The organism is Pseudomonas sp. ChxA (assembly GCF_030263855.1).
Classification (GTDB): domain Bacteria; phylum Pseudomonadota; class Gammaproteobacteria; order Pseudomonadales; family Pseudomonadaceae; genus Aquipseudomonas; species Aquipseudomonas fluorescens_CB.
This window is the reverse complement of the sequence record NZ_JARPMK010000001.1, coordinates 2,131,122-2,146,224: the sequence shown is the minus strand read 5'-3', so window position 1 is coordinate 2,146,224 and position 15,103 is coordinate 2,131,122. Positions and strand designations below refer to the sequence as shown.

The 15,103-nt window shown below is 61.3% G+C and carries 14 protein-coding genes; 8 read left to right on the top strand and 6 right to left on the bottom strand.

Features of this window, described 5'->3' with window-relative positions:
• Window positions 1–20: 20 nt before the first annotated feature.
• The gene (locus P5706_RS09540; RefSeq protein ID WP_017137854.1) at window positions 21–956 is read right to left on the bottom strand and encodes a lipid A biosynthesis lauroyl acyltransferase; all 936 of its coding nucleotides are present in this window, start codon (window positions 954–956) and stop codon (window positions 21–23) included.
• A gap of 118 nt (window positions 957–1,074) precedes the next feature.
• Here P5706_RS09540 and minC point away from each other — a divergent pair, with 118 nt between their 5' ends.
• From minC to P5706_RS09500, 8 genes are all read left to right on the top strand, one after another.
• On the top strand, window positions 1,075–1,812 hold the full coding sequence (minC, locus tag P5706_RS09535) for a septum site-determining protein MinC (RefSeq protein WP_200431254.1): 738 nt from the start codon (window positions 1,075–1,077) through the stop codon (window positions 1,810–1,812).
• A 200-nt stretch (window positions 1,813–2,012) separates the two neighbouring features.
• A complete protein-coding gene (gene minD / locus P5706_RS09530) occupies window positions 2,013–2,825 on the top strand; it encodes a septum site-determining protein MinD (RefSeq protein ID WP_003209098.1) in 813 nt (270 codons plus the stop codon).
• Window positions 2,826–2,828: 3 nt separating this feature from the next.
• Window positions 2,829–3,083 carry a cell division topological specificity factor MinE gene (gene minE, locus P5706_RS09525; protein ID WP_003175252.1) on the top strand — a complete coding sequence of 85 codons (255 nt, stop codon included), beginning with the start codon at window positions 2,829–2,831 and terminating at the stop codon, window positions 3,081–3,083.
• 96 nt (window positions 3,084–3,179) lie between these two features.
• Window positions 3,180–3,815 (top strand): pseudouridine synthase, encoded by a 636-nt coding sequence (locus tag P5706_RS09520; RefSeq protein WP_138814527.1) that lies wholly within the window; start codon window positions 3,180–3,182, stop codon window positions 3,813–3,815.
• Window positions 3,816–4,023: 208 nt separating this feature from the next.
• Window positions 4,024–5,313: a M18 family aminopeptidase gene (locus P5706_RS09515; protein WP_017137857.1), complete on the top strand. Its 1,290-nt coding sequence runs from the start codon at window positions 4,024–4,026 to the stop codon at window positions 5,311–5,313.
• Between the two features lie 182 nt (window positions 5,314–5,495).
• The gene (locus tag P5706_RS09510; protein WP_200431252.1) at window positions 5,496–5,672 is read left to right on the top strand and encodes a hypothetical protein; all 177 of its coding nucleotides are present in this window, start codon (window positions 5,496–5,498) and stop codon (window positions 5,670–5,672) included.
• A 72-nt stretch (window positions 5,673–5,744) separates the two neighbouring features.
• Entirely contained in the window at window positions 5,745–7,910 is a 2,166-nt protein-coding gene (locus P5706_RS09505; protein WP_285679077.1) for a mechanosensitive ion channel family protein, read from the top strand.
• A gap of 16 nt (window positions 7,911–7,926) precedes the next feature.
• Window positions 7,927–9,285 carry an amidohydrolase gene (locus P5706_RS09500; protein ID WP_285679076.1) on the top strand — a complete coding sequence of 453 codons (1,359 nt, stop codon included), beginning with the start codon at window positions 7,927–7,929 and terminating at the stop codon, window positions 9,283–9,285.
• 148 nt (window positions 9,286–9,433) lie between these two features.
• Here the strand turns inward: P5706_RS09500 and P5706_RS09495 are convergent, their stop codons facing one another.
• The 5 genes from P5706_RS09495 to P5706_RS09475 all read right to left on the bottom strand — a co-directional run bounded on the left by P5706_RS09495 (window position 9,434) and on the right by P5706_RS09475 (window position 15,029).
• The gene (locus P5706_RS09495; RefSeq protein ID WP_285679075.1) at window positions 9,434–9,658 is read right to left on the bottom strand and encodes an MbtH family protein; all 225 of its coding nucleotides are present in this window, start codon (window positions 9,656–9,658) and stop codon (window positions 9,434–9,436) included.
• An 82-nt stretch (window positions 9,659–9,740) separates the two neighbouring features.
• Complete coding sequence (locus tag P5706_RS09490) at window positions 9,741–11,135, bottom strand: aspartate aminotransferase family protein (protein ID WP_285679074.1); 1,395 nt, start codon at window positions 11,133–11,135, stop codon at window positions 9,741–9,743.
• Between the two features lie 1,000 nt (window positions 11,136–12,135).
• Window positions 12,136–12,903, bottom strand: a complete 768-nt coding sequence (locus tag P5706_RS09485; RefSeq protein ID WP_200434860.1) for an N-acetylmuramoyl-L-alanine amidase — start codon at window positions 12,901–12,903, stop codon at window positions 12,136–12,138.
• A gap of 123 nt (window positions 12,904–13,026) precedes the next feature.
• Window positions 13,027–14,349, bottom strand: a complete 1,323-nt coding sequence (locus P5706_RS09480) for an ATP-binding protein (protein WP_200434859.1) — start codon at window positions 14,347–14,349, stop codon at window positions 13,027–13,029.
• On the bottom strand, window positions 14,349–15,029 hold the full coding sequence (locus tag P5706_RS09475) for a response regulator (protein WP_017134987.1): 681 nt from the start codon (window positions 15,027–15,029) through the stop codon (window positions 14,349–14,351). The genes P5706_RS09480 and P5706_RS09475 overlap by 1 nt, the downstream gene beginning before the upstream one ends.
• Window positions 15,030–15,103 lie beyond the last annotated feature (74 nt).

The following is a 15,103-nucleotide window of genomic DNA, read 5'->3' as shown; positions in this document are numbered from 1 at the left end:
CATAGCGGAAAAAGTGCGGGTTACCGGCGGCGCGGTTCGTACAGCTTAGCCTCACCCGGCGGGCGGCTCTTGAAGCGCCGGTGCGTCCACAGGTACTGCTCGGGGCATTCGCGCACCGAGGCTTCAACCCACTGGTTGATGCGCAGGCAGTCAACTTCATCGCTCTCGCCGGGGAAGTCGGTCAACGGCGGGTGGATCACCAGGCGGTAACCGCTGCCATCGGCCAGGCGCTCCTGGGTGAAGGGCATCACCAGCGCCTTGCCCAGCCGCGCAAACTTGCTGGTGGCGGTTACGGTAGCGGCCTGGATGCCGAACAGCGGCACGAAAATGCTTTGCTTGGCGCCGTAGTCCTGGTCCGGCGCATACCAGATGGCGCGGCCCGAGCGCAGCAGCTTGAGCATGCCGCGCACGTCATCGCGCTCCACTGCCAGGGAATCGAGGTTATGCCGCTCACGGCCACGGCGCTGGATAAAGTCGAACAGCGGGTTGCCATGCTCGCGGTACATGCCATCGATGGTGTGCTTCTGCCCGAGCAGGGCCGCGCCGATTTCCAGGGTGGTGAAGTGCAACGCCATCAGGATCACACCCTTGCCATCCAGATGCGCCTGCTTCAAATGCTCAAGCCCTTCGACATGGGCCAGGCGCGCCAGACGCGACTTGGGCCACCACCAGCTCATGGCCATCTCGAAGAAGGCAATGCCGGTGGACGCGAAGTTTTCCTTGAGCAGCCGTTTACGTTCCTTGGCGGATTTTTCCGGGAAGCACAGCTCGAGGTTGCGCGCGGCAATGCGGCGACGATCAGCGGCCACGCGGTACATGCCGGCGCCAAGTAATCGACCAATGGTCAGCAATGCACGGTAGGGCAACTGGGTAATCAGCCACAACAGGCCGAGTCCCAGCCATAACAGCCAAAAGCGCGGGTGAAAAAATACAGCTCGAAAACGCGGGCGATCCATTACAGATTCCGGTAAAGACAAGGGCCGCGCATTCTACAACGTTCGACTCGGCTTGCGGCCTGTGGTTGTTATCGTTATAAGTCTCGACACTTTTCGTGACAAGCCGCTTTTGCCGACCATGAGCCAAACCGAACCGCTAGACCAAGATCCCGTGTTCCAGCTGAAAGGCAGCATGCTCGCCATTACCGTGCTGGAACTGGCCCGCAACGACCTCGACGCCCTGGACCGCCAGCTCGCCGCCAAGGTCGCCCTGGCGCCGAACTTCTTCAACAATGCCCCGCTGGTACTGGCACTGGACAAACTCCCGGCCGGCCAGGGCGCCATTGATTTGCCCGGTCTGATGCGCGTCTGCCGCTCCCACGGTTTGCGCACCCTGGCCATTCGCGCCAGCCGTATCGAAGACATCGCCGCAGCCATCGCTATTGAACTGCCCGTATTGCCACCCTCCGGTGCCCGCGAGCGCGCGCTCGATCCGCTGGAAGGTGAAGTCAAGAAAAAACCGGAAAAGCCGCCGGAACCTACGGTCAAGCCTACAAAGATCATCACCTCTCCGGTACGCGGCGGGCAGCAGATTTACGCCCAGGGTGGCGACCTGGTGGTGATCTCCTCGGTAAGCCCCGGGGCGGAACTTCTCGCCGATGGCAACATCCATGTATACGGCCCCATGCGCGGACGTGCCCTCGCCGGCATCAAGGGCGATACCAAGGCGCGGATTTTTTGCCAGCAGTTGAGCGCTGAGCTAGTGTCCATCGCAGGCCAGTACAAGGTTTCAGAAGATTTGCGCCGTGATCCGCTGTGGGGAGCCGGGGTGCAGGTCAGCCTGTCGGGCGATGTGTTGAACATCATCCGTCTTTAACGGATACTGCCGCATTTTCCAAGCATCTCTAGACTCTGATAGCAAAGCGAAACCGGCAAGACTTGTGTAGGAATAATTGGAAGTTGGCGTTTCCCAGTGGAAACCACATCTTTTTCCTACAAAGGCTGTCCGCCTGCAGCGAGTTTCAAGAGATGTTTTTCAGGGACCGAAAAGTCCTTTTTCCTTAGGGGTGAAACACCTTGGCCAAGATTCTCGTGGTTACATCCGGCAAGGGTGGTGTGGGTAAGACCACCACCAGCGCCGCTATCGGTACCGGCCTCGCTCTGCGCGGCCATAAAACAGTCATCGTCGACTTCGACGTCGGTTTGCGTAACCTCGACCTGATCATGGGCTGCGAACGCCGCGTGGTGTACGACTTCGTCAACGTGGTGAACGGCGAAGCCAACCTGCAACAGGCCCTGATCAAGGACAAGCGCCTTGAGAACCTGTACGTGCTGGCCGCCAGCCAGACCCGCGACAAAGACGCGTTGACCAAAGAAGGCGTGGGCAAAGTCCTCGCCGAGCTTAAAGAAACCTTCGAATACGTGGTGTGCGACTCCCCGGCCGGTATCGAAACCGGTGCTCACCTGGCGATGTACTTCGCCGATGAAGCCATCGTCGTCACCAACCCGGAAGTCTCCTCGGTACGTGACTCGGACCGCATGCTCGGCCTGCTGGCCAGCAAGTCCCAGCGCGCCGAAAAAGGTGAAGACCCGATCAAGGAGCACTTGCTGCTCACCCGTTACAACCCAGAGCGCGTCAGCAACGGCGAAATGCTTGGCGTTGAAGACGTGAAGGAAATCCTCGCAGTGACCCTGCTGGGTGTGATCCCCGAATCCCAGGCAGTCCTCAAGGCTTCCAACCAAGGTGTTCCGGTAATTCTTGACGACCAGAGTGACGCCGGCCAGGCGTACAGCGATGCAGTCGATCGCTTGCTGGGCAAGACCGTGGAACATCGCTTCCTCGATGTTAAGAAGAAGGGATTCTTCGAGCGTATCTTTGGAGGCAACTAAACAATGAAATTTCTCGACTTCTTTCGCGCCAACAAAAAGCCAAGTACCGCGTCGGTAGCGAAAGAGCGTCTACAGATCATCGTGGCGCACGAACGCGGCCAACGCAGTACCCCGGACTACCTGCCAGCCTTGCAGAAGGAACTGGTCGAGGTGATCCGCAAGTACGTCAATATCGGCAACGATGACGTGCATGTCGCCCTGGAAAACGACGGCAGCTGCTCGATTCTGGAACTCAATATCACCCTGCCTGATCGTTAATCGAAAAGGCGGCTGCCACGGCGGCTCGGTCACCTTGATCCCTTTTTGGGAACCGGGTGGGCGAGCCGCCGTTGGCGTTTGTTACGAGGCTGTTTAATGCCGCTGTCCAATATTCATATCCTGCATCAGGACGCCGCTGTCCTGGTGGTGAACAAGCCCACCCTGCTGCTCTCGGTGCCTGGCCGCGCCGATGACAACAAGGACTGCCTGATCACCCGCCTGCAGGAAAACGGCTACCCCGAAGCCCGTATCGTCCATCGCCTGGACTGGGAAACCTCAGGGATCATCCTGCTCGCGCGGGACGCCGACAGTCACCGCGAACTGTCGCGCCAGTTTCACGACCGCGAAACCGAGAAAGCCTACACCGCCTTGGCCTGGGGCCAGCCGGAGTTGGACAGCGGCAGCATCGACCTGCCCTTGCGCTACGACCCGCCGACCAAACCGCGCCACGTAGTCGACTACGAGTTTGGCAAAAACGCATTGACCTTCTGGAAAGTGCTGGAGCGTTGTGGCGATTGGTGCCGCGTGGAACTCACGCCGATCACCGGGCGTTCGCACCAGTTGCGGGTGCATATGCTGTCGATCGGCCATCCGCTGTTGGGTGATGGCTTGTACGCCCATGAACAAGCCCTGGCCGCCTGGCCACGCCTGTGCCTGCATGCGAGCATGTTGAGCTTTACGCACCCGCAGAGCGGCGAGCGGCTGCGCTTCGAGTGCCCTGCACCTTTTTAAGCTGCAAATACAGTCAAATGTGGGAGCTGGCTTGTTGTGGCGAGCAAGCTTGCTTGCGCTGGGGTGCGAAGCGCCCCCAAGGCTTGCGACTGCTACGCAGTCGAACGGGAGCAAGCTCCCTCGCCACAACAAGCCCGCGCCCACATTTGTTATGTGCAGTTCTCGCCATCGAACGGTAAACTCCGCGCATTGCTGTCTGGAGCTATTTATGCGCGAAGCGTTGAATCAAGGCCTGATCGACTTCCTCAAGGCCTCCCCTACTCCTTTTCATGCCACTGCCGCCCTCGCCCAGCGCCTCGAAGCAGCCGGTTACCAGCGTCTCGACGAGCGCGAAACCTGGGCCACCGAGGCCAACGGGCGCTATTACGTCACCCGTAACGATTCCTCGATCATCGCCTTCAAGCTCGGTAAGCATTCGCCGCTGCAAGACGGCATCCGTATGGTCGGCGCCCACACCGACAGCCCGTGCCTGCGGGTCAAGCCCCAGCCGGAGCTGCAACGCCAGGGCTTCTGGCAGTTGGGCGTGGAAGTCTACGGCGGCGCGCTGCTGGCGCCGTGGTTCGACCGTGACCTGTCGCTGGCCGGCCGCGTGACCTTCCGCCGCGACGGCAAGGTCGAGAGCCAACTGATCGACTTCAAGTTGCCGATTGCCATCATCCCCAACCTGGCCATTCACCTGAACCGTGAAGCCAACCAGGGCTGGGCGATCAATGCCCAGACCGAGCTGCCGCCGATCCTTGCGCAGTTTGCCGGTGACGAGCGGGTGGACTTCCGCGCCGTGCTCACTGAGCAACTCGCCCGCGAACACGGCCTGAACGCCGATGTGGTGCTCGACTACGAGCTGAGTTTCTACGACACGCAAAGCGCTGCGGTGATCGGCCTCAATGGCGATTTCATCGCCGGTGCGCGCCTCGACAACCTGCTGTCGTGCTACGCCGGCCTGCAAGCCTTGCTCACCAGCGAAAACGACGAAACCTGCGTGCTGGTGTGCAACGACCACGAAGAAGTCGGCTCCTGCTCGGCCTGCGGCGCCGATGGCCCGATGCTGGAACAGACCCTGCGCCGTCTTTTGCCGGAAGGTGAGGAGTTCGTACGCACCATTCAGAAATCACTGTTGGTCTCGGCAGACAATGCCCACGGCGTACACCCCAATTACGCCGAGAAACACGACGCCAACCACGGCCCGAAACTCAACGCCGGCCCGGTAATCAAGGTCAACAGCAACCAGCGCTACGCCACCAACAGCGAAACCGCCGGGTTCTTCCGCCATCTGTGCATGGCCCAGGAAGTGCCGGTGCAGAGCTTTGTAGTGCGCAGCGACATGGGCTGTGGCTCGACCATCGGCCCGATCACCGCCAGCCACCTGGGCGTGCGCACCGTGGATATAGGCTTGCCGACGTTTGCCATGCACTCGATTCGTGAGCTGTGTGGCAGCCACGATCTGGCGCACCTGGTGAAGGTGTTGGGCGCGTTTTATGCGAGTCGCGATCTGCCCTGAGACCGAGGCGCGGCCATCGCGGGCAAGCCCGCTCCCACAGGGAATGCATTCCAATGTGGGAGCGGGCTTGCCCGCGATGGCAGTTTCACTCACAGCCAACACTATCTGATTCATATCAACACCACTTTGCATAATCCGGCCTAGACTTGTCAGTATTCCCACTCCGACAAGGCCGTCGCCCCATGATCTCCATGTCTTCATTCCACGCCATGCTCATTCCCATCATCATCGGTATGATCCTGCTCGCGACCGGCTTCAACTTTCGCGACAAGCCGATTGGCGTGTTTGGCATGTGGATCGGCATGCTGTTGATCCTCGGCACCGTGGTTTACAAGATCCTTGCCAAACTGGCGGAATGACAAATGCACTCGCATTGGGCATAGCGGCCTCGTACACTCGGTCAATTCGTCGTTTTCAAGGTTGACCGCCTCGTGCTTTCCCGTCTGTTTGCCCTGCCCTGCTATTTTCTGATCGCCCTGCTCACACTGCTGCCCCTTGCGCCAGCACACGCCGTGAGCCTGCCCGGCCTGCTGGGCAGCGCCAACAAGACCCAGCCCCAGGCCGATGTGCCGCTGGGCCAGTCGCTGGACGAGGTGATCAAGACCCTGGAAAACGACCAGCAGCGCACCCAGTTGCTGAGCGATCTGAAAAAGCTGCGCGAAGCCACGCAAAAAGCCCAGCCCGCCGCCGAACAAGGCGTGCTCGGCTTGATCGGCAGCACCCTGGCTGAGCTTGAAGCCCAGTTTTCCGGGGCCGACAGCCCGTTGGGGCGCTGGTCCAACGAGGTCGACCTGGCCAAGGATGAACTCACGGCACTGATGCTGCCGGCCACCGAATGGCTGCCGATCATTTTCGGTTTTGCCGTGATACTGGCAGTGTGGAGCCTGCTGGCCGCCGCGCTGATCTGGCTCAGCCACCGCGTGCGCGAGCGTTTCGGCCTGCCCGAAGAACTGCCGCAACACCCACGTACCTGGGACATGGTGCGCTTCGCCCTGCGTAAATTGGGGCCATGGATGATTGCGTTGATCATCACGGTTTACCTCAGCTATGCGCTGCCTTCGTCCCTGGGCAAATCCCTGGCGATGGTGCTGGCCTATGCGCTGGTGGTCGGCACCTGTTTCTCGGCGATCTGCGTGATTGCCTTCTCGGTGCTCGACGGGCCGCACCGCCACCGGGCGCTGTATATCCTGCGTCATCAGGCCTTCCGCCCGTTGTGGTGGATCGGTAGTTTTGCCGCGTTCGGCGAAGCCTTGAGCGACCCAAGACTGGTTGCGGCGCTTGGCCAGCATCTGGCGCACACCGCCGCGACCGTCGCCAATGTGATGGCCGCGCTGTCCACCGGTGTGTTTATCCTGCGCTTCCGTCGCCCGATTGCGCACCTGATCCGCAACCAACCGCTGTCGCGCCGCCTTACACGCCGCGCCCTCACCGACACGCTCTCGATTATCGGCACCTTCTGGTACATCCCGGCGCTGTTGCTGGTGGCCATCTCGCTGTTCGCCACCTTCCTGTCGGCCGGCGACACCAGCACCGCGCTGCGCCAATCGCTGCTGTGCACGGTGTTGCTGGTGCTATGCATGGTGATCAACGGGCTGGTGCGCCGCCATGCGCTCAAGCCGCAACGTGGGCACAAGCGCCACGCGCTGTACTCCGAGCGCCTGAAAAGCTTCGTCTACACCCTGGCCCATCTGGTGGTGTGGCTGGTGTTCATCGAGCTGGGCCTGCGCGTGTGGGGCCTGTCAATGATCCGCTTCACCGAAGGTGACGGCCATGAAGTCAGCGTCAAGCTGTTCGGCCTGGGCGGTACGCTGCTGTTTGCCTGGCTGATCTGGATCCTCAGTGACACCGCGATCCACCATGCCCTCACCCGCTCGCGCAAAGGCCTGGCCAATGCGCGTGCGCAGACCATGATGCCGCTGATCCGCAACGTGCTGTTCGTGACCATCTTTATCATCGCCGCTATCGTCGCCCTGGCGAACATGGGCATGAACGTCACGCCGCTGCTGGCCGGTGCCGGTGTGATCGGTATCGCCATCGGTTTTGGCGCACAGTCGCTGGTAGCCGACTTGATCACCGGCCTGTTCATCATCATCGAGGACTCCCTGGCGATTGATGACTACGTGGATGTCGGCGGCCACCTCGGCACCGTTGAGGGCCTGACCATCCGCACCGTGCGCCTGCGCGATATCGACGGCATCGTGCACACCATTCCGTTCAGCGAAATCAAGAGCATCAAGAACTATTCGCGGGAGTTCGGCTACGCGATCTTCCGGGTGGCGATCCCCTTCAACATGGAGATCGACGACGCCATCAAGCTGATGCGTGATGTCGGCCAGAAAATGCGCAACGACCCACTGCAACGCCGCAATATATGGTCGCCGTTGGAGATTCAGGGCGTGGAAAGCTTTGAGTCCGGCAGCGCGATCCTGCGGGCGCGCTTCAAGACCGCGCCGATCAAGCAGTGGGAAGTGTCGCGGGCGTTCAACCTGTCACTCAAGCGCCATCTGGATGAAGCCGGGCTGGACCTGGCGACACCGCGCTTGAGCGTGCAGGTGGTGACCGCCGGTACGGTGCAGGAGAAAGATCAACAACAATAAACAGGGAGAGGTCTGTATGCGTTTAAATGGTCTGAAACACCAATGGGTTTTCGGCATGCTCTGCGGGCTCGCCAGCAGCGCGGTGATTGCCGCCAGCAGTGGCCAGGGCAATGACCTGGAGAGTGCCCGGGAAGAAATCGCCGCCCAGGCCAAAATCCTCGAACCGGCGTTGCTGGAAACCCGCCGCGATATCCACGCCCACCCCGAGTTGGGCAATACCGAAACCCGCACCGCCGAATTGGTCGCCAAACAACTGCGCGACCTGGGCCTTGAAGTCAAAACCGGCGTGGCCCGCACCGGCGTCGTCGCCATCTTGAAAGGTGCGCTGCCCGGCCCGACCGTGGCCCTGCGTGCCGACATGGATGCGCTGCCGGTCAAGGAAGTCGCCGACCTGCCCTTCGCTTCCAAAGCCAAAGGCACCTACCTGGGCAAGGAAGTCGACGTGATGCACGCCTGCGGCCACGATGCTCACACGGCAATCCTACTGAGCACCGCGAAAATCCTCACCGGCATGCGTGAGCGCCTGCCCGGCACCGTGGTGTTTTATTTCCAGCCGGCCGAAGAAGGCCCGAGCGACTTTATCCCCGACGGCAAAAACACTTGGGGGGCGAAAATGATCGTGCAGGAAGGCGTGATGAAAGCGCCCAAGCCGGACGCGGTGTTCGGCCTGCATGTCTGGGCCGGTGTGCCTGCCGGGCAGATCGCCTATCGCCCTGGCCCGACCCTGGCCAGCTCCGATGACCTGCGCATCAAGATCCTCGGCAAACAGACCCACGCCGGCCGCCCGTGGGATGGCATCGACCCGATCACTGTCGGCGCGCAGACCATCGTCGGTTTGCAAACCGTGGTGAGTCGGCGCACCGATATCTCGTCGTTTCCGTCAGTGGTGAGCATCGGCACCATCAATGGCGGCACCCGCTACAACATCATCCCCGAGTCGGTAGACATGAGCGGCACCATCCGTTCCTACGACTACGGCATTCGCCAGAAGCTGCACGCGGACGTGCGCCAGACCGTAGAGAAAATCGCCGAAAGCGGCGGTGCCAAGGCCGAAGTCACGATCATCGAAAAATACGACCCGACCATCAACAACCCGGCCCTGACCGAGAAAATGCTGCCAAGCCTGCGCTGGGCGGCCAAGGATGATGTGGTGCAAGGCCCACTGGTGGGCGGCGCCGAGGACTTCTCGTTTTACGCCAAGGAAGCGCCGGGGCTGTTTGTGTTTCTGGGCGTGACGCCAAGGGATCAGGACATGAGCAAAGCGGCGCCGAACCATAATCCGGGGTTCTTTGTGGACGAATCGGCGTTGGTGGTGGGGGTGCGTACGCTGGCGTCGTTGGCGACGGATTACCTGTATACCAACACAAAGCAGTAGCGAAGCGCTTACTGTGGCGAGCGAGCATGCTCGCGCTGGACCGGGCTGGCGCTCCAGTGCGAAGCGCTCGCGTTTTTGGGGCTGCTCCGCAGCCCAGCGGGAGCAAGCTCCCTCGCCACAGAAAGCCCGCTCACAGTGCTCCGACGTGTCAGCCAGCCAGCGCAGCGCCATCCATCTTCTGGCGCAGGCTCAACGGGCGCATGTCAGTCCAGGTTTCTTCGATGTAGGCCAGGCACTCTTTCTTCAGGCCACTCTTGCCCACGGTGCGCCAGCCTTCGGGCACAGCCTTATAGTCGGGCCAGATGGAATACTGTTCTTCGTGGTTGACCACTACCTGAAACAGGATGTCGTCGCGGTCAAATACTGAGGTCATTGCTGTTCTCCATCGCTGAAAAGCCGGCTGCGCACCACGCGCAGCACTGATATCTGTAGAAACGTACCAAGCCCACTAAAAATTAGAGGCTGGCGACCGCTGCCGCCAAGGCGCGCCCGAAGATCTCGGCCACCCGGTCGACTTCGGCGGCGGTGATCACCAGCGGCGGCAGGAAGCGCACCACGCTGCCGTGCCGCCCGCCCAGCTCCAGGATCAGGCCACGCTTGAGGCATTCGCGTTGCACCAGTGGCGCCAGTTGGCGATGCACCGGCGGGTGGCCCTGGATATCGGGCGTGCCGTTGGGGTCGACCAGCTCAACGCCCAGCATCAGCCCACGCCCACGAATATCGCCCAGGTGCGGGAAGTCGCGCTGCAGGATGCGCAGGTGCTCCGCCAGGCGCTCGCCCATGGCCGCCGCGTGGCCGGCCAGGTCGTGTTCCTTGAGGTAGCGCATCACCGCCGAGCCTGCCGCCATCGCCATCTGATTACCCCGGAAAGTCCCGGCATGCGCGCCCGGCAACCAGGTGTCGAGCCAGTCGCGATACACCACCACCGCCAGTGGCAAGCTGCCGCCGATGGCCTTGGACATCACCACCACGTCCGGGATGATGCCGGCGTGTTCAAAGGCAAACATCTTGCCGGTGCGGCCGAAACCGCTCTGGATTTCATCCACGATCAACGCCACACCGGCCTGTTCGGTGATGCGGCGCAGGCCGCGCAACCAATCGAGATCGGCCGGGATTACACCGCCCTCGCCCTGCACCACCTCGACAATCACCGCCGCGGGCAACAGCACGCCGGCTTCCGGGTCGTTAAGCAGGTTTTCCAGGTAATGCAAGTTGACCCGCACGCCTTCCGCGCCGCCCAGGCCGAATGGGCAGCGATAGTCATAAGGGAACGGCAAAAACTGCACGCCATTACTAAGCAGAGCGCCCAAGGGTTTTTTCGGCCCCAGGCTGCCCATCAAGCTCAGCGCGCCCTGGCTCATGCCGTGGTAACCGCCCTGGAACGACAGCACCGTGCTGCGACCCGTGGCAGTGCGCACCAGCTTCAACGCGGCTTCCACCGCGTCAGTGCCGGTGGGGCCGCAAAACTGGATTTTCGCTTCCTGCACAAGCTTTGCCGGCAGCAGGCCGAACAGGTCCTGGACGAACTGGTCCTTGACCGGCGTGGTGAGGTCGAGCGTGTGCAGGGGTAGTTCGTCGCTCAGCACCTGCTGGATGGCTGCGATCACCACCGGGTGGTTGTGACCGAGCGCCAAGGTGCCTGCACCGGCGAGGCAGTCGATGAAGCTGCGGCCTTCGACGTCTTCCACGTAGATGCCCTTGGCCCGCTTGAGCGCCAGCGGGATACGCCGAGGGTAGCTGCGGGCATTGGATTCCTGCTGACGCTGGCGGGCCAGCAGTGGGGTTTCTTCGAAGTGGTAGAGCGTTTCCACCGGTGGTGCGTCTTCGATACGGCTGGTAGCGACTGACATCTCTCGATCCCTCAATACGCGGGTGGGGTGACCAAACGGGCGATCCGCGTATGTGCGGATTTCATGTTCTGGAGACGCACCAGCGGTGGGGGGATTTAGGGGGGGTGTGGTTTTTTGATGGGGGGCATATCCGTTATTTAGGTAACGGCGGCCTAGGGTTCCGCTCTTACAGCGGGTCACTTTTGCAAGGACGCAAAAGTAACCAAAAGGTCCTCGCCCCAACACTCGGTGCCTCGCTGTGGCTCGGCATGCCCGCAATCCGACAGTGATTTGGGGGGCCGCCGCGATGGGCCATCCTTGGCCCAGCGCGGCTAAACCGGCATCCCTGCCGGTTTACCCCCCAAATCCCTGTCAGATTCCGGCCATCGTGTTTGACGGGGCGATTTCAGATCAAGATCACGATCAAAAGCGCAGATCAAAAGACCGCTGACTTCGTCATCGAAAAGGATGTAAGAGCCGGAGCAACAGCAACAGCAACAGCAACAGCAGAGCCATACTCGGTCTAATGTGGGAGCTGGCTTGCCTGCGATGGCATCAACTCGGTGTACCTGACACACCGAGGTGTCTGCATCGCAGGCAAGCCAGCTCCCACAGAAAAGCAGTTCTTCAGTGTATTCAGATAGGCTTTGGCTTTGCACTTGATCTGGATCTTGCTTCAACCACTCAGGTCGGCTTTCAGGCCGCCGTGCTGTAGATCTTGATCTTGATCTGCTTTTGATCTGAGACGCCCCGTTAACCACGATGGCCGAACGCAGGCTTGAATCCGTGGGTAACCCGGCAGGACGCCGGGTTAGCCGCGCTGGGCCAAGGATGGCCCATCGCGGCGGCCCACGGATTCAAGCCGGAGTGAGGGCACACCGAGCCTAAGCGAGGGGCCGAGTGGTGGGGCACAGACCTTTTGGTTACTTTTGGGGCGTTTGCCAAAAGTGACCCGCTGTAAGAGCGGAACCAATAAAAGCCGTTACCGCAGCAACGGATATGTACCCCACCAAACAACCACTCAAATCCCCCGATACCGCTCATTCAACGCATACAAAATCGCACACGTCTCCGCATCCAGCACCCCGCCATAATCCCGCTGCCGAAAGTGCATCTGAAACGCCCGCGTCCTCCATTCAAACGCCTGGCGATTCCAGGCAGGCTTATACCCGAACCGCTGAAACGCCCGCTCCACCTCCACCTCCGGCGGCAACTCCAGGCGAAACCGCCGCTGATACATTGCCCGTGTCGCCTCATCAAACCAGGCACCGATCCCCGCCTCGAACAAGCACTGCCAGGGCAACCGAGGCCCCGGATCACTCTTGCGCCAATACGCCACATCTGAATGCCCGAGCACATCCAGAGGCCCCACCTGCGGGTAACGCCCAAGAATGTCGCCAACCAGCGCAATCAACATACAAACCTGCTCCCGGCCATACTCGGGAAAGGTAAACACCCCGCCATCGTCCCGCGCCAGGTTGATAATCTCGATACCAATCGCACCGTTGTTGAGGTTATCGCGCCCATCCCAATGGCTAACCCCGGCATGCCAGGCACGCTTGTCCTCGTCCACCAGGCGAAACACCCGCAACTCGTCATAACCGGCAGCGCGGTAGCTGCACTCATCAGGATCCGGGAGCAGATAGTGCGCACTGACGCCACCTCGGGTCAGCGTACGCAAAGACACGCCAAAGGGCGCTGCGGTGTAATGCAGGATGATCTGCCGCACGGGTTCGCCGTTGCGCTGATTAAAATCCCTGGAAGGGAAACTGCTGTCGATCACTAACACAAGAACCATCCTTTTCAATACAGGCCGAATCATTCAGCCCGTTCAAACGCAAAAAAATTACCGCCATCCTGAAGGGTTCAATTTCAGGCTGGCGGTAATTATTGGGTGTTTGAAAAAAAGTGATCAGCGCCGCAGCGGCATGCCCAAGTCGACCCGCAGACCGTCCGGCTGGCTGTCGAATTTCAGCGAGCAGGAACAGCGCTGCACGATGGCCTGCACGATCGCCAGGCCCAAGCCACAGCCCTCACTGCTGCCATTCCGCCAGAAACGTTGGGTCAGGTATTGCAGGTCTTCGGCGGAAATCTGCTTGCCATGGTCGCGCACGCGAAACACCACCGTGTCGGCGCTGGTGAACACACTCAGCTCAACACGCGTGTCACCCGGTGTATGGCGCAGTGCGTTATCCAGCAGGTTACGCAAGGCCGCTACCGCCAAGGCCACCGGCATTTCCACCGGGGCTTGCGTGAGGTTGTCCGCCAGGATCAGGTCGATGCGCCGGTTATCGCCCGCATTGGCATCCTGAATCGCCAGCCGCGCCACTTGTTCGGCGCTCGATTGCAAGCCATCGTCAAATGACAGGCTGCCCTCGACCCGCGCCAGCAGCAACAATTGCTCCAAGGTGCGATGCAAGCGGTCGGCGCCTTCTTCGGCGTGGGCCAGGGACTGGTCACGGGCCGCGCCGTCGGTCATTCGGGCCACTTGCAAGTGGGTCTTGATCGCCGTCAGCGGGCTACGCAGTTCGTGGGCGGCATCGCCGGTCAGGCGGCGCTCGCGCTCGATGGTTTTGGCGATGCGTTGCAACAGCTGGTTCTGGGTGTCGAGCAGCGGTTTCAATTCGCTGGGCAGCGGGTGAATCTGCAGCGGTTCGAGGGAATCGGCGCTGCGCCGCATCAAGGCATCGCGCATACGGTTAAGTGGCAACAGGCTTTGGCCGATGCCCAGCCACAACAGGCACAGGCAACCCAGCAGGGCCACGCCCACCGGCACCGAGGCCGCCAGCAGGATCGACAGGTTCAGCGCCTCACGCTCCACCTGGCGGTCGGCGGTGGTGATCAGCAGGTCACCACGGGACAACGTGAAGCTGCGCCAGCCCACACCGTCAATCATCTGGTCGCGAAAGCCACTTTTGCGCGACTCCAGGCCTTCATCCGGGGTCATGTGGCTGCGCGCCAGGATTTCCCCGCGCAGGGAGCTGACCTGGCAGGCCATGCCGCCTGGCACGTTGAGTTGTTCAGTGCGCAAATGCGTAGGCGCACCGCTCACACTGGCCAGGCCGGGCATCTGCTCGGTCAGCCCGGCCACCATGCGCGCCGATGCCACCAGGCGCTGGTCGAGGGAAAACATCATCTGGTTGCGCAGATCGTTGAGCATCCAGGCGGCGGCCAGGACCCAGATCAGCACAAAAGCGGCGCCCAACTTGAACGTCAGGCGCAGGCGCAAGCTCATCACGACGCGTCCTCTCCCCCGTCCGCCGTGCCCAGGCGATAACCCAGGCCGCGCACGGTTTCGACGATGCCGTTGCCCAATTTGCGGCGCAAGTGGTGGATGTGTACGTTGAGGGCGTTGCTTTCCAGTTCGTCGTTGAAGCCGTAGACACTGTCTTTGAGCTGTTCGCTGGACAATACGCGGCCCTTGTTATGCAGCAGCGCCTGCAACAAGGCTTGCTCGCGACGCGACAGGTCGACCGGCTGGCCGGCCAGGAAGGTTTCGCGGCTACTGGGGTCGTAGGCCAGTTGGCCATGTTCGATCAGGTTGACCCGGCGCCCTGCCACCCGGCGCAGCAGGGTTTGCAGGCGTGCGGCAAGCTCGCGCAGGTCGAAGGGTTTGAGCAGGTAGTCGTCAGCACCGGCTTGCAGGCCGTCGACACGGTTGGTGACTGAATCGCGCGCGGTAAGGATCAGCACCGGGATTTCCAGGCCCTGGCTGCGCTGTTGTTGCAACAACTTGAGGCCGTCTTCATCGGGCAAGCCGAGATCGAGCACCATGATGTCGAACGTGGCGGCCTTGAGCATCGCGCGTGCGGCGGCGGCCGAGGCCACGCGCTCGACGGTAAAACCCTGGGCGCCAAGCCCGGCCACGATGCCGCTGGCGATCAGTTCGTCGTCTTCACAGACCAGTACGTGCATGGTTAACCCTTCATGAAAGATGGGGGAATTAAAGGTCGGGCGGATTAAGCGCCGATTATGCCGTGAAAACCGGC

Excerpts from the sequence above, each read along its gene's own strand:
- P5706_RS09540 (WP_017137854.1), bottom strand. The coding sequence starts at position 956 with ATGGATCGCCCGCGTTTTCGAGCTGTATTTTTTCACCCGCGCTTTTGG.
- minC (WP_200431254.1), top strand. The coding sequence starts at position 1,075 with ATGAGCCAAACCGAACCGCTAGACCAAGATCCCGTGTTCCAGCTGAAA.
- minE (WP_003175252.1), top strand. The coding sequence starts at position 2,829 with ATGAAATTTCTCGACTTCTTTCGCGCCAACAAAAAGCCAAGTACCGCG.
- P5706_RS09520 (WP_138814527.1), top strand. The coding sequence starts at position 3,180 with ATGCCGCTGTCCAATATTCATATCCTGCATCAGGACGCCGCTGTCCTG.
- P5706_RS09515 (WP_017137857.1), top strand. The coding sequence starts at position 4,024 with ATGCGCGAAGCGTTGAATCAAGGCCTGATCGACTTCCTCAAGGCCTCC.
- P5706_RS09510 (WP_200431252.1), top strand. The coding sequence starts at position 5,496 with ATGATCTCCATGTCTTCATTCCACGCCATGCTCATTCCCATCATCATC.
- P5706_RS09500 (WP_285679076.1), top strand. The coding sequence starts at position 7,927 with ATGCGTTTAAATGGTCTGAAACACCAATGGGTTTTCGGCATGCTCTGC.
- P5706_RS09495 (WP_285679075.1), bottom strand. The coding sequence starts at position 9,658 with ATGACCTCAGTATTTGACCGCGACGACATCCTGTTTCAGGTAGTGGTC.
- P5706_RS09490 (WP_285679074.1), bottom strand. The coding sequence starts at position 11,135 with ATGTCAGTCGCTACCAGCCGTATCGAAGACGCACCACCGGTGGAAACG.
- P5706_RS09480 (WP_200434859.1), bottom strand. The coding sequence starts at position 14,349 with ATGAGCTTGCGCCTGCGCCTGACGTTCAAGTTGGGCGCCGCTTTTGTG.
- P5706_RS09475 (WP_017134987.1), bottom strand. The coding sequence starts at position 15,029 with ATGCACGTACTGGTCTGTGAAGACGACGAACTGATCGCCAGCGGCATC.